This window comes from Micromonospora sp. C41 (assembly GCF_018070485.1).
GTDB lineage: Bacteria > Actinomycetota > Actinomycetes > Mycobacteriales > Micromonosporaceae > Micromonospora > Micromonospora chalcea.
Genome location: NZ_JAGPXP010000001.1, coordinates 301,735 through 315,611, shown reverse-complemented (window position 1 = coordinate 315,611; position 13,877 = coordinate 301,735). Strand labels below are relative to the sequence as shown.

The following is a 13,877-nucleotide window of genomic DNA, read 5'->3' as shown; positions in this document are numbered from 1 at the left end:
GTCGTGTACGGGCCTGAAACTCCTGGCCAAGGCCCGTCTGATAGCCGATGACATCATCCAGACTACCTCCCCCGGAGCGCAGCATAACACCAGGCGTCGCTCTGCGTTGCCCGTCGATCACGCCAATCAGGGCCGCCAATCCGGGCAGCCAAGATCAGTATGCTCACGACACTCCACGCGACCTGCGGAAATGGCTTCCGCGCCCGGATCGGGGCGCGCGATAAGCGCGTCGACCAAAGGAAAGGAGTGGGGAAAAACAAGAGGAAGAAGTCCTCAAAATTGCCCTGATCCACGGGGTTGACTTCTCGCCCAGGAGCCCGTGCCGGCCGGCCTCATCCACCCGCGCCGCAATCACGGACTGGAGGGACATGTCCGTCTCATGTGGAATCGGCGCCTTATCGGAGACAGTTCCTACTGCGGAGAAGAGCCGGATAATGAGGTCTTGTTCGGGATCTGGCCGTAAAGACGCGGGATATCCAATCGCTGATTCACCTGTCAGCGATCAGACGCCGCGCGCCGCTGCCGGTGGCGCCACTCCCCCGGCGGCGGACCGGGCGTGCGCCATCGCACGCCCGGTCCGGACGTCACGGGCAGGGCCGGCCCGGGCAGACGTCGATCACCTTGCCGGTGAGCAGGAAGACGGCCTTCTGCCGCTGCGCGCCGGGCTGCGCGCGGGGGAACTCGTGCGAGTCCTCGCCGTACTCCGGTCCGGCCGGGGCGAGGTTCGTCGGCGGTGGCGCGTACGCCGCGCCGCTGTTCCAGACCACCATGGCCGAGCCCGCGTACGGGTACCTGCGGATCGGCGCGATGCCCCAGAACGGGCGCACGTCCGGTGACCAGCCGTCGGCGAGCGCCGGGGTGTGCAGGCGGGCGCCGATGGTGCGGGCCTGCACCTCCGCCGCCGCGGTGGAGACCTGCTGGTCGGCGAAGGCCACGTGCATCAGGACCCGGTGCGCCGGGGTACGCGGCAGCGGCCGGTCGGTCATGTGCTGGGCGTACCCGTTGGCCTCGGACCGGTCCCACAGCATCTGCAACAACCCGAAGACGAGCTGCTGATCGATCTTGTCCGGGTAGTAGCCGTCCAGGACGGTCTGGAACGGAGCGAAGTCGACGCTGCGCTGCAGCAGCGTGGAGTAGTTCATCGCGGGCACGCCGAGCACCGAGCGGGTCCAGTCCTGAGCGATGGCGGTCAGCGCGCCGCCGTTGATGCCGCCCTGGCTGTTGCCGTCGTAGTGCAGCCCGCCGGCCACGTCGATCAGCGGCCGTCCGGCGGCGTCGCGGAACGCCGGGTGGGCGGCGAACCCGTTGCGATGGATCATCGTCCGGCCGAGGAAGAGGAAGTTCAGGAAGCTCTGCTGGAGCCGGTCGGCCACCGCCGGGAAGGCGCTGAGGTCGGTGAAGGCGCCCGCCACGTACGGGACGTCGGCCGCCGCCATGCCGATCCAGCTGGTCGCGCAGAAGGTGAAGTCGTACGTCTGCGACATCGTCTTGACGTTGCCGGCGTTGATCTCGGTGGGCCGGCCGAGCAGCCCGTGGCCGTAGAGCGACAGGTGGGCTGGCTTCGTGGCGGACGCGCTGCGCGGGATGTTGCAGACGAAGTCGGCCGCCACCGTCGTGCCGGACGGTGTGGGCAGCGCGTTCGGCGTCGGCGGCGTGCCGTCGCCGCCGGGCGGACCGTAGTGCAGCCGGGAGCCCGGTCCCCCGTCACCGGTCAGATAGGACGGCACGGCGACGGTGCCGGTCACCTGCCGGGCGATCAGCGGGTCCTGCTCGGGCGTGTAGTCGGTGACCTGGGTGACGGTGAACGAGGGGGCGCGGCGGCCGAGCGCGGCGAACGCGCCGTCCCGGACCGCCAGCATCCGCCCGGTCAGACCGTGCCGGCTGGCGACTGTGAAGTCCCAGGCCAGGTAGAGGCTGTGCCGCTTGACGCCGGCCCGGCTCAGGTCGGCGAGGATCCGCTTCATCTGCGGCGCGCGCGGGTCACGCCGGTCCAGGCCCGCGCCGGTCACGTAACTGCGGAACGACTTCGGGGCCGGGATCAGCGCGCCGTCGCCGTCGCGCATGCCGCGCAGGCCGACGACGTACCGGGCGCCCTCGGTCAGCGCGACCGCCGGCCGGATGATCAGCACCTGCCGGTCCGGGTTGCCGGCGGCGTGCGCGTCCAGTTCGGCCCAGTACGGCGTACGCCGCCCGGTGCGGGCGTCGAGCAGCACGATCGGCGCGTCCGGCGCCAGCGAGCGCGCGACGTCGGTGACCGGCGCGATCCGGGTCCGCGTGGCGTCGAGACCGGGTACGCGCGCCAGGATCGGCGAGCCGGGGCTGAACCCGTCCTGCCGGTTCCACTCCGCCGGGTCGATCGGCACGCCGAGCACGTTCGCCGGCATCGCGGAGACGGCGAACCGCACCCGCTTGCCGGTCGGCGTGCTGCGGTCCGGCACGGTGAAGTAGTCGTTGGGGAACGGCAGCAGGCAGGCCGCCGGGTCGATCGGGTCGCAGGACCGGTTCGCGGCCGGCGCGGGCGGCGCCGCGGCGGCGCCGGAGCCGAGCAACACGGCCGATACGGTCACCAGCGCGGACACGGCGAGACGGAGCCGTCTGGGGGTGGGCACGCGCGTCTCCTTCGGCATCGGAGTGTGGTACGACGGTGGTGGATGGTGGTGCTCTTCCTACGCGCGTGCACGCATCCCGGCAAGGGCGTGCCCCGTCCACGAGGTCTGGTACGACCAGGGCGGGTGGTGGTGGGTGACCTCCGTGCCGTCCGCTGTGGACGACGAGAGGCCCCGGGAGGCACGACTGCCGGGCGTCCGGTCACGAATCGGCTGCCGCCGCGAGTCCCGGGGTGTCCGCCCGGCTCCGGCCTCCGTCCGGCGCGCCGAGCGCGGCGGACAGGTCCCGCCCGGCCTGCTCGATCCCACCGGCAGCCACCATGGCGAACACGAACCGGTCCGGCCGCAGCACCACCAGGTCGGCGCCGTGCCGTCGCAGCCACCCGCCGAGCACCCCCTCGGCGTCCACCACGTCGACCCGGTCCGGCCCGCCGGGTGCCGGAGAGCCGGCAAGCGGATCCGGCAGGTCGGCGAGCGACGTACCGCTCGGGTGGACCGCGACGAACCGCGCCGGCAGCCCCGGCCGCCACGCTCCGAGCGGGTTGTCCACGCCGGCGCGGCCGAGCACGGCGAAACCGTCGCCGAGCACCTCGTCGAGCAGGCGCTCCCCGGGCGCGCCCGGGACGAGGACCCGCGGCTGGGGGAACATCGTCCCGACCACGCCGGCGCGCCGCCCGCCGGCCATCAGGCCCCGCCGGTACGCCGGCACCGGCTTGAACTCGAAGCGTTCCACGAACCGCCGTACCCGGGGGATCGTCTGCACCGCCCGCAGCGCGGCGTCGCGCATTCCGGCGGTGACCCGGTTGCGGGCCAGGAAGACGTGCCCCAGCCGGACGCTCGTGCGCGCCATCTCCACCGTGTGCGGGCGCCGCTCGATCTCGTACGTGTCGAGCACTGCGGCGTCGGCGACGCCGGACAGCACCAGCGACAGCTTCCACGACAGGTTCGCCGCGTCGCGCAGGCCGCTGCACAGGCCCTGGCCCATGAACGGCGGCATCTGGTGGGCGGCGTCGCCGAGCAGGAACACCCGTCCCTCCCGCCACCGTCGCGCGATGAGGTGGTGGAAGGTGTAGACCACCGCGCGGGTGACTGTGAACCGGTCCGGGTCGACGTACGGCGAGACGAGCGCGGCGACGGTCTCGGGCCGCTGCATCTCGTCCTCGGTCTCCCCCGGGCGCAGCATGAACTCCATCCGGTAGCTGCCGGCCGCGCCCGGGGACACGAACGCCGGACGCCGCCAGTCGCAGACGAACCGGGTGTCCCCGACCCGTACCGCGTCGGGCGGCACGTCGCCGGAGACGGCCAGCCACGGCTCGGCGTAGCTCGCCCCGGACAGCGGGATCCGGACGGCGGCACGGGTGGCGCTGCGCGCGCCGTCGCAGCCGAGCACGTACCGGGCGCGGACCGTCCGCCGCTGCCCGGTGGCCACGTCGGACAGCAGCACGGTGACCCCGTCCTCGTCCTGGGTGAGGCCGGCCATCTCGGTGCCGAGCGAGAGCTGCACGTGCGGGAACCGGTCCAGCCCGGTACGCAGCGTGTGTTCCAGCCGCGGCTGGTCGAAGAAGCGCAGCGGCGCGTGCCCGTACCCGAAGTCCGTCTCGGACAGCGCCATCCGGGCGAAGACCCGGCCGGCGCCGTTGACGTATTCCACGAGCGGCGGCGCGACAGTGGCGTCGCGGATCTCGTCGAGCAGGCCGGCCTGCTGGTAGATGCGCATCGCCTCGTCGTCGCAGGAGAAGGCCCGCGGCTGGCCGTGCGCCGTCGCACTGCGCTCCACGACGAGCGTGCGGACGCCGCGGGCGCCGAGCAGGTTCGCGGTGAGCGCGCCCACCGGCCCGCAGCCGATGACGGCGACGTCGACCTCCTGGACGGCCTGGCGATCCGGCGGCTGAACTGATCCCATCGTGATGCCCTTTCGGAACGTGGTCCCGGACGGCTCCGGCCGTCCGACGCCGACCAGGGCACCAGCCCGGCGTGGAAAGGGTGTGGAGAAGGCGTGGAGGCGGGCCGCCACACCGGTCAGAACGTCGCGAACCGCTGCCGCAGCAGTGCGGCGCCCTGGTCGGCGGCGATCCGGGCGCCGAGGTCCCACTCCGCGCGGTCGCGGCGCGCCACCCCACGGATCCGGTGCAGCTCCGCGACGACGACGCGCTCACCGAACCGGTCCGCCACGGCCAGCCCTTCCTCGGCCAGCGTCGCGGCGGTCTCCGCGCGACCGGCGGTCAGGTACGCCTCGGCCATCGCGGCACACGTGATGGTGCGGGTGGACCGCAACCCGGGACGGTAGAACCCGTCGGCGGCGGCGCGCATCGCGTCGAGCCGGCCGTGGTCGCCGGCGCGGGCGGCGGCCCACTCCAGGAAGTACGCGCCGGTCGCCGTCATGTGCGGCAGGCCGGTGGCCCGGCCGATGTCCCGGCACCGCCGTCCCGCGGCGTCGGCCGCGTCGACGTCGTGTTCCTGCATCGCCAGCCAGGCCGCGTAGAGCGCCGCGTTGGCCCGGCCGTACGGGTCGTCCAGTTCCTCGGCGAGAGCCTCGGCGTCGGCGATGTCCGCCCGGGCGCCGGCCGGGTCGCCGCGCATCGACCGCACGAGCGCCCGGAAGTTGTGGCAGGCCAGCACCGGCCGCCGGCCGACCTCCCGGCGCAGCAGCGCCCGGTCGACGGTACGCAGCCGTTCGATGCCGGCGCTGAGCCGCCGCTCGGCCTCGGCCTGACGGCCGGTGAAGTAGCCGACCGCGCCGAGCAGGTACTCACCGGCCACGGCGATCAGCCCGCTGCCGTCGTCCGCGGACCGCACCAGGCGCCCGGCGAGGTCGGCGCAGATCGCGAACTCGGCCCGGTTGGCGGCCAGCTCACCCAGCGCCCAGAGCGCGTGCCGGAGGTCGGTGTCCGGCCCGACGAGCGTCAGCAGCTCCCGGGCGCGGGCGCAGACCTGGTCGACGGCGTCGCTGCCGACGCCGACGGTCATCTGCAACAGCGCCGCGCGGCGCAGCTGAACGGTCAGTTCGGTGGACGCCGCGTCGGGCGAGGTCTGCGCGGCCGGGGCCAGCCGGTGCGCGGCGCGTTCGAGGTGGCCGAGCGCGTCCTCGTAGGCGACCCGCCGCGTCGCGTCGTCGGCGGCGCGCAGCGACCACCGCAGGTGGTCCTCGCCGTGTCCGAGGCCGATCGCCTGACCGTAGTGGCGGGCCAGCTCGGCCGGCGCGACACCGGCGGCCCGCTCGTACGCGCGCGCCAGCCGGGCGTGCAACGCGGCCCGGCGCGGCGGGACCAGCTCGGCGTAGGTGACCTCGGCGATCAGCGGATGGCGGAACGTGACGGTGCCCGGCCCCGCCTCGGTGACCAGCGCGGCCGTGTACGCCGGGGCGAGCGCTTCGGCGACCGCCGGTGCGGTGGTGTCCAGCGCCGCCACCATCACCTGCAGGTCCAGGTCGTGTCCGGCCACGCTGAGCAGGTCGAGGCAGCGTCGGGCGGGCTCGGGCAGCCCGACGAGCCGCAGCCGTACCGTGTCCCGGATGCTCGGCGGCAGTTCCGCGTCGGCCGCCGCGTCGGTGCGGGACCGCAGCAGCTCGGTGAGGAAGAACGGGTTCCCGCCGGTGCGGGTGACGAGGCGGGCCACCACCGGCTCCGGCGGCGCCACCCCGGTCCGGCGCCGGACGAGGGTGGCGACCGAGGAGGCGTCCAGCCCGGCGAGCCGGAGCTGACCGAAGTCGCGGCCGCGCGCCAGCTCGGCGACCGTCGCCACCAGGGCCGGGTCGTTGTCGTACGGACGGAGCGTTGCGACCACCAGCGCCCGGGACGTGGACAGCCCGGCGGAGAGGTAGCGCAGCAACAGCAGCGAGTCCGGGTCGGCGGCGTGCAGGTCGTCCAGCACGACCAGCAGGCCGTGCCGCCGGGCCGCCGCGTGCACCAGGCCGGACGCCGCCTCGTACACCTGGAACCGCGCCGTGGGGTCGAGGCCGCCGCCTTCCGCGGGGCCGGGCAGCGATCCGGCGGCGAACCCGCCCAGGCGGCTCGCCGAGCCGGTGGCGCCGGCGTCCGGCATCGCCGCGAGCGCGCGTACCACCTGGTTCCACAGCCAGAACGGTGGCGCCTGCCCGACGTCGGGACAGCGACCCCAGACGACCGGCACGCCGCCGGTGGCGGCCCGGTCGCCGAGCGCCGCGGCGAGGCTGGTCTTGCCGATGCCCGCCTCCCCCACCACTGCCCGCACCCGCCCGCCGCGCCGGGTGGCCGCGTCGAGCGTCTCCCGCAGCAGCGCAAGCTCGGCGCCGCGCCCCACGAGCGGGTCCGCGTGCCGCCGCGGCGACTCCGCGGCCGGGCCCGGTTCGGGTTCGGCCGGCGCCGGCGCGGGCCCGGCCGCCCGCACGACCTGCCGGCCGGCCACCGCCGAGGGTCCGGGCTGCGCCGGTACGGCCTGCTCCAGGATCAGCCGGTGCGCCGCCCGCATCTGCTCACCGGGGTCGAGGCCGTACTCGGCGGCGAGGACCCGGCGGCCCTCGTCGAAGGCCGCGAGCGCCTCGGTCTGCCGGCCGGACCGGGACAGCGCCAGCATCAACTGCGCGCGGGCCCCCTCGCGCAGCGGATTCGCCGACACGAAGCGGCGCAGTTCCGCCAGCAGCGGCGCGTGCCGGCCGGCCGCGACGGCAGCCGTCAGGCGGCCCTCCTCGGCGGTGAGCCGCAGCTCGGTCAGCCGCGCCACCTCCGGACGCACCGCGTTCAGCTCGCCGACGCCGGCGAGCGGTTCGCCCCGCCACAGTGCCAGCGCCTCGGCGTACGTCCGCTCGGCGACCGCCGGCTGCCCGGCCGCGAGCGTGTCCGCCGCCCGGTCCACCAGGCGTCCGAATCGGATCGCGTCGACGGCATCGTCCTCGACCCGCAGCTCGTACCCCCGGGGGCGGCTGCGCAGGACGCGCGCCGGCTCGCGGTGGGACCGCTCGGGCTCCACCGCCCGGCGCAGTCCGGCGACGTAGGTGCGCAGCGTCGTGTGGGCGCTGGCCGGCGGTCGCCCGTCCCACAGCGCCTCGACCAGCCAGTCGGCGGCGACGAACCGGTTCGGCCGCAGCAGGAACAGGGCCAGCAGGGCCCGCTGCTTCGGCCCGCCGAGCGGCACGCCTCGCCCGTCCCGGTCGATGCCGGGCGGACCCAGCACCCGGAACCGCACGCCATCACCCTTACGACGATGTTCACATGTCCGATGCCGAGTATGGCAGTGTGAACGCCACATCGGACATCGGCGAACCGGTTCCGGTCCGGCGCGTTCCGCGTGTCGCACGGTGAACGTGCTGGTGACGGCCCGACGCCGTGGGAGCGGTACCAGCCGGGGCCACAATTCGGGCCGTCCGGTCGCTACACTCCCCCGAAAACGCCCGTAACCCCACCGGCGGGCGGCGCTGATCAGAATCGAATGGAGACGCCTGTGACCCGCGACAAGGCGGCACCCCCCGGCATCGACCTCAACGTTCCCAGCGTCGCCCGGGTCTACGACTACTTCCTGGGCGGCAAGGACAACTTCGAGGTCGACCGGAAGGTCGCCGAGCACGCGCTGCGGATCACGCCGGACGGGCCCGCCGCCGGCCAGGCCAACCGGGCGTTCCTGCGCCGGGTCATCCGGTTCCTGGTCACCGAGGCGGGCATCGACCAGTTCCTCGACCTCGGCTCGGGGCTGCCCACGCAGGGCAACGTGCACGAGGTCGCCACCGAGCACAACCCGGCCGCCCGGGTGGTCTACGTGGACAACGACCCGATCGTGCTGACCCACGGGCGGGCGCTGCTCGCCGCGGAGGGCACCGCGACGGTGATCCAGGCCGACGTCCGGGCACCGCAGGAGATCCTCAACGACCCGGACGTCCGCCGGTTCCTCGACTTCGACCGGCCGATCGGGTTGCTGCTCTTCGCGATCCTGCACCACCTCGGCGACGACGAGGACCCGGGCGCGGTGGCGGCGGAGCTGATCGATGCGATGCCGTCCGGCAGCTACGTGGCGATCTCGCACTTCCGCGACCCAGGCGAGCGCGACCCGGAGGGCTCCCGCAAGGCGCGCGAGGTCGAGCGGGTCTTCAACGAGTCGCTGGGCACCGGCCGCTGGCGTACCGACGAGGAGATCCTCGCCTTCGCCGACGGGCTGACGGTGCTGGAGCCGGGGCTGGTGCCGCTGGCCGAGTGGCGTCCGGATCCGGGCGCGCCCGCGCCGCAGCAGACCGACACCTACCACACGTTCGTCGGGCTACTCGCCCGCAAACCGTAGGTCCGTCGCGGGCTCGCCGTCGATCGACACCGTCGCCAGCAGCGCCGGATGGTCGGTCGTCCCGCGCATGTCCACCGGCCGGTGGCAGCAGATCGTGACGTCGCCCGTCGTCACCATCTGCTGCCGGGCGCCGTCGTCGATCCGCCGGTAACCCGCCGGCACGCACGACCGCACGTCCGGCGTGCCGCCGACGCGCAGGTTGAGGTCACCGGCGAGCACTGTGGGCGCGTACCCGCCGTCGCGGCGGATCGCCGGCACCACCGCGCCGACCAGTTGGGCGCACTGGGCCAGCGCGACCTGACCGCTGGTGTTCGCCAGGTGCGTGGTGCAGGCGTGCAGCAGCCCGGCGGCCCGCAGGCAGAGCCAGACCCGCTCCTCCGGGTCGGCGAAATCCTGCGCCGGGTAGGTGCCGCGGTGCACTGTGGGCCGCGCACCGCGCGCGTCGAGACGGGTCACCAACCCGATCCCGTACGGCTGGCCGTTGTTGCAGTAGGTGGGCGCGGCGTTGGGGCGGTCACCGGCGGCGTGGAACGCGGACACCACCGTGCCGCCGGGACGGGCGGCCCGCAGCGCGCGCTCCAGCGTCTCCACGTCGTCGCGGCAGATCTCGTTGAGCGTGACCAGGTCGGGCCGCTCGACGGCGATCACCTCGGCGGCCTGGCGGACGGCCCGGCCGGTGTAGCAGCCGGCCCGGCCGCTGTTGCAGAGGTTCATCTGGAGCACCCGCAGCGTCCCGGACCCGGGCTCGCCGAGCGGCGCCGACCCGGCGGGCAGCCCGGCCACGACGAGCAGGCACACCAGCGCCAACGCCCGGCGGGCACGCCGGGCGGGACGGGTGGCGGGCGGCCGGGACAGCGGGGCTCCAGCGGGTACGGGCGGCGGGTGCCGGTGATCCTATCGCCGGGACCGCTCTCGCCGCCGTCCGGCGCGACCCCGGTGGTACGCCGAACCGTGGCTACCGGCGACCCTGGTCGCAGTTCGCGCTCGTCAGCCGGACGGTGTACTCGCGGTCGTCGGACGTGATGCCGGACGGCACGCCGTCGAAGTGGGCCTCCACCTTCTCCCAGCCCCGGCGCTGCTCGTAGTGCAGGTGCGGGGCGCCGGAGTTCCCGGTGCTGCCGACCCGCCCGAGCTGATCGCCGCGGGCCACCCGCTGACCGGCCTCGACCAGCGGCGGTTCGAGCAGGTGCAGGTACTGCGTCTCCCACTTCCCGCCATGGTCGATCTTCACCCAGTAGCCGCCGCCGCGCCCCTTCGGCCCGTTCGGGTCCTGCGGGGTGCGACCACCCAGGGAACCGTTGACCCCGGCCACGGTGACGGTGCCGGCGGCGGAGGCCAGCACCGGCCGTCCCCACGCCTCGCCCCGGGCCGGGAACAGGTCGATGTCGTAGTCGTCGTGCCCGGGATAGGTCGACAGGCGCCACGTCTCACCGCAGGCCACCGGGAGCTGGAAGGCCGGTCGCGGGCCCGGCGGCCGCAGCAGCGGCACCACGACCACAGCGACGGCGCCCAACGCGGCGAGGACGCCGACGACCAACGCGACGCGGGCCAGGGGGCGGCGCGGCCGACGGAGGGGACGTGGGTCGCGCGGACGCTGGGTGCTCATCGCTTCGAGCATGACACGGGCCATGCGGACGCCTGCGTGGCCGCGCGCCTACTCCCACGCCTGGGAGAGGGACTCGAAGGTCTTCGGATCGCTGTGGCACGGGATGACACACACGAGATGACCGCCCGGAGCCCGTAAGGTGATGCACTCCAGCCAGCGGCCGACCTCGACAGCGCCGAGGGCGATCAGCCGGCGTGCTTCGGCCTCGACGTCGTCGGTCTCGATGTCGACGTGATATCGAGCCGGCTCGTCCACGGACTGGATCGCGAGCACCAGGCCGGGCAACGCGCCGTGCAGAGAGGTGAACTGCGGCTCGTCGGGGACTGTACGTGCCGGAACGCCGAGTGCCGTCGACCAGAAGGCGGCGGCTGCGGGCGCCTCACCGCCCGGCACGTCGATCAGGATCGTCGAGAGTCTGCTGCGATGCGCCACGACGATCATTATCCACATTCTCCCGCCGATTCGCCTGCCCGATGCGCGACCGGTCAAAGCCGGGCAGCCGGAACGAAGATGCGGGTTATTCATTGACGACTATTCGTTGATCTTGTCGAACCGGCCGGATGACCCCTGTTCAAGCCCTCGATCACCGCCCTGCGCACCGCACCGGAAGCCGGCGTGGACCCCGCGCCCGGGAGGAACCCGCGCCCGAAGCGGGGTGGACTCGCGCTGCGGATCCGGCGTAGCATCCTGCCCCAGAGAGATCGCTTAGCGATTCGCCGCTGATGAATGTCGACAGCGGAACGGGGGAGGTACCGGTCTATGCGTTGCCGTCGAAATACCGTTTTCATCGGGCTGCTGTAGAAGCGCGTCTTCTGGTTCTGGTCCTGGCTTCCGAGAGCCTTCGCAAGCCTGATGGCCTGATGCCGGCTGATATCGCCGGCCCCGGATCGAAGTGCAGGCCGCGCTGCCCGGATCACCCGCTCGCATTCGGAATGGCCGAACCGCGGCCGGCGGCCGTCGTTCACCCGGGCGAACCCGCCACCGCGTGTCGGCGCGCCGTTGCGCCAGGCCGCCGGGCAGGTCCGGCCACCCTGCGGCGAGAGCCCGGGCCCGCCTCGGCGGGCACCCACCCGCAGAGCCTCCGTACGCCGTCCGCGTCCGATCGCCCACCTCCCTCCGCACAGCGGTTCCGTGCCGGCCGGAACCGGTCGGCGGTGCGCCGCCGTCCGGAGCGAGTTCGCCGACAGCTGGGGCAGCAGGTCCGCCCGATGACCTGATGCACACGGGGTACCAGACGAGAGGGGTTACGCGAACGTGGTGACAGTGGACATCTTCGGCCGCTGCCGGTCGTACACCGAGAGCAGGGAGGCTCGCGCGGCCAGGCTCTACCCGTACTTCACTCCTTTCGAGGGGCAGGACGCGACCGTCGCGCAGACCGGGGACGGCGACATCCTGATGTGCGGCTCGAACAACTACCTCGGACTCACCTCCCACCCCCAGGTGAAAGCAGCGGCGCAGGCGGCGATCGAGGCGTACGGGTCGTCGCGTACGGGCTCTCGGCTGCTCAACGGCAACACACCTCTGCACGAGGAGCTGGAGCACGAGCTGGCCGAGTTCCTCGGCATGCCGGCCGCTCTGGTGTTCCCGACCGGCTACCAGGCGAACGTCGGAGTCATCGCGTCGCTGCTGTCTCGTCACGACGAGGTCATCCTCGACCGCGAGGCGCACGCCTCGGCCTACGACGGCTGCGGCATGAGCCGGGCGAAGACCCGCCGGTTCGCCCACAACGACATGGCCGACCTGGAGCGGCAGCTGGCGGCCGGCCCCTCGGACGCCGGCCGGCTGGTCGTGGTCGACGGCGTCTACTCGATGGCCGGCGATCTGTGCCCGCTGAACGAGGTGGTCCGGCTGTGCCGGCAGTACGGCGCCCGCCTGCTCGTCGACGACGCGCACGGCATCGGCGTGCTGGCCGACGGCCGGGGCACCAGCGCCCATTTCGGCGTCACCGATCAGGTCGACCTCGTCACGGTCACCTTCAGCAAGTCGCTGGCGTCGATCGGCGGCGCGGTGCTCGGTCCGGAGGATGTCATCGAGTACCTCCGCCACCACGCGCGCAGCCTCATCTTCAGCGCATCCGCGCCGCCGGCGAACCTGGCCGCCGCCTACGCCGCGTTGCGCATCCTGCGGGCGGAACCGTGGCTGTGCCGGCAGGCGGTCGAGAACGCCTCGTACGTGCGTCGCGAGCTCACCGCCCTGGGTTACGACCCGATACCGAGTGAGACGCCGATCGTGTCGGTGCGGCTCGACGGCGTCCAGCAGACCCTGCTCGCGTGGCGCAGCCTGCTGGACCGCGGCGTGTACGTCAACGCCGTGGTCCCCCCAGCCGCCTCGCCTCGGCTGCGGGCGAGCTTCGCCACCACGCACACGTCGGAGCAGCTCAAGCGCGTCGTCGCCGCGTTCGCCGAAGTCCGCGACCTGATGCACCTGGAGGACCGATGACCGTCAGCCGGCTCGAACCCGCAGTCAGCACCCGGGACCTGCTGGTGGCCTGGGCGCGGATGTGGCGGCTCCACTTCGTGCCCTTCTCGCTGTCGGCCGGTCTGGTCGGCATGACGGCGCCGCCGGTCGGGGCCAGCGCCGCGAGCATCGTGATCGGGCTGCTGTTCTGCACCCTCGGATACGGCGTCGGCGTGGTGATGAACGACTGGTTCGACCGCAAGGCCGACGCCGTCAACGCGCCGGACCGCCCCTTCGTCACCGGGCTGATAAACCCCCACGTCGGGCTGGGGCTGACGCTCGCGCTGTCCACCGCGCTGATGCTGGTGGCTGTCGTGGTCGCACCGACGCTGGCCCTGTGGAGCGTCATCGCGATCGGCGGTCACCTGGTCTACTCCTGGACCAAGCGCATCCCCATGCTGGGCAACCTCGTCAACGGCGTCGACATGGCGCTGTTCACGGTGCTCGGCGCCGTGGCCGTCCGACCCGACGCGGGATGGCTCGACATCCCGGCGGTGACCTGGTTCCAGACGGCGCTCGTCGCGGTCGCGTTCAGTGGCTTCTGCCTCGTGGGGTACTTCAAGGACATCGAAGGCGACCGGGTCGCGGGCTACCGGACGCTGCCGGTGGCCATCGGGACCAGGGCCTCCAGCCGGATCGCCGTGGTGTTCCCGGTCGTGGCCGTGGTGGCCGCGGGCGCGGCGGCCGTGGCGGGCGCCGATCGCGCGGGCACCTATGCCGAGGTCGTCTTCTGGGCGCTGCTCGTCGCGTCCGGGCTCGGGTTCACGCAGAGTCTCGTGACGCTCATCAGGGCGCCGGAGACCCGCGCGTACGAGGCGCTGGTCTGGTTCATCAGGGCGACCACGCTGTTCTTCCTGTCGCTCGGCGCGCTGCACCGGCCGACGCTCTTCCTCGTCGTCGCCGTTCCGATGATGGCCTATCTGGAGCTGACGTTGCGCGCGACCCAGTCTTCCCGGCAGGCATGA

At 73.4% G+C, this 13,877-nt stretch carries 9 protein-coding genes; 3 read left to right on the top strand and 6 right to left on the bottom strand.

Annotated elements, in window-relative coordinates; all coding sequences use genetic code 11:
- Window positions 1–584: 584 nt before the first annotated feature.
- The 3 genes from KBX43_RS00670 to KBX43_RS00660 all read right to left on the bottom strand — a co-directional run bounded on the left by KBX43_RS00670 (window position 585) and on the right by KBX43_RS00660 (window position 7,766).
- Entirely contained in the window at window positions 585–2,609 is a 2,025-nt protein-coding gene (locus KBX43_RS00670) for a hypothetical protein (protein ID WP_210882284.1), read from the bottom strand.
- A 199-nt stretch (window positions 2,610–2,808) separates the two neighbouring features.
- On the bottom strand, window positions 2,809–4,509 hold the full coding sequence (locus tag KBX43_RS00665; RefSeq protein ID WP_210882282.1) for a bifunctional 3-(3-hydroxy-phenyl)propionate/3-hydroxycinnamic acid hydroxylase: 1,701 nt from the start codon (window positions 4,507–4,509) through the stop codon (window positions 2,809–2,811).
- Between the two features lie 116 nt (window positions 4,510–4,625).
- Window positions 4,626–7,766, bottom strand: a complete 3,141-nt coding sequence (locus tag KBX43_RS00660; protein WP_210882274.1) for a BTAD domain-containing putative transcriptional regulator — start codon at window positions 7,764–7,766, stop codon at window positions 4,626–4,628.
- Window positions 7,767–8,021: 255 nt separating this feature from the next.
- Here KBX43_RS00660 and KBX43_RS00655 point away from each other — a divergent pair, with 255 nt between their 5' ends.
- Window positions 8,022–8,849: an SAM-dependent methyltransferase gene (locus KBX43_RS00655; protein WP_043322995.1), complete on the top strand. Its 828-nt coding sequence runs from the start codon at window positions 8,022–8,024 to the stop codon at window positions 8,847–8,849.
- Here the strand turns inward: KBX43_RS00655 and KBX43_RS00650 are convergent.
- The 3 genes from KBX43_RS00650 to KBX43_RS00640 form a co-directional block, all read right to left on the bottom strand.
- Window positions 8,829–9,647 (bottom strand): endonuclease/exonuclease/phosphatase family protein, encoded by an 819-nt coding sequence (locus KBX43_RS00650; RefSeq protein WP_307851452.1) that lies wholly within the window; start codon window positions 9,645–9,647, stop codon window positions 8,829–8,831. The genes KBX43_RS00655 and KBX43_RS00650 overlap by 21 nt on opposite strands.
- 157 nt (window positions 9,648–9,804) lie before the next feature.
- Window positions 9,805–10,455: a M23 family metallopeptidase gene (locus KBX43_RS00645; RefSeq protein WP_069088341.1), complete on the bottom strand. Its 651-nt coding sequence runs from the start codon at window positions 10,453–10,455 to the stop codon at window positions 9,805–9,807.
- Window positions 10,456–10,503: 48 nt separating this feature from the next.
- Window positions 10,504–10,896: a VOC family protein gene (locus KBX43_RS00640; protein ID WP_043329945.1), complete on the bottom strand. Its 393-nt coding sequence runs from the start codon at window positions 10,894–10,896 to the stop codon at window positions 10,504–10,506.
- Window positions 10,897–11,712: 816 nt separating this feature from the next.
- Here KBX43_RS00640 and KBX43_RS00635 point away from each other — a divergent pair.
- Together KBX43_RS00635 and KBX43_RS00630 are read left to right on the top strand one after the other, a co-directional pair.
- Window positions 11,713–12,894 (top strand): aminotransferase class I/II-fold pyridoxal phosphate-dependent enzyme, encoded by a 1,182-nt coding sequence (locus KBX43_RS00635; RefSeq protein ID WP_199744108.1) that lies wholly within the window; start codon window positions 11,713–11,715, stop codon window positions 12,892–12,894.
- Window positions 12,891–13,877: a UbiA family prenyltransferase gene (locus KBX43_RS00630; RefSeq protein WP_043322989.1), complete on the top strand. Its 987-nt coding sequence runs from the start codon at window positions 12,891–12,893 to the stop codon at window positions 13,875–13,877. The genes KBX43_RS00635 and KBX43_RS00630 overlap by 4 nt, the downstream gene beginning before the upstream one ends.

What these genes read in the sequence shown, in the direction of transcription:
- KBX43_RS00630 (WP_043322989.1), top strand. Translation starts at nt 12,891, where the DNA reads ATGACCGTCAGCCGGCTCGAACCCGCAGTCAGCACCCGGGACCTGCTG.
- KBX43_RS00665 (WP_210882282.1), bottom strand. Translation starts at nt 4,509, where the DNA reads ATGGGATCAGTTCAGCCGCCGGATCGCCAGGCCGTCCAGGAGGTCGAC.
- KBX43_RS00645 (WP_069088341.1), bottom strand. Translation starts at nt 10,455, where the DNA reads ATGAGCACCCAGCGTCCGCGCGACCCACGTCCCCTCCGTCGGCCGCGC.
- KBX43_RS00640 (WP_043329945.1), bottom strand. Translation starts at nt 10,896, where the DNA reads ATGATCGTCGTGGCGCATCGCAGCAGACTCTCGACGATCCTGATCGAC.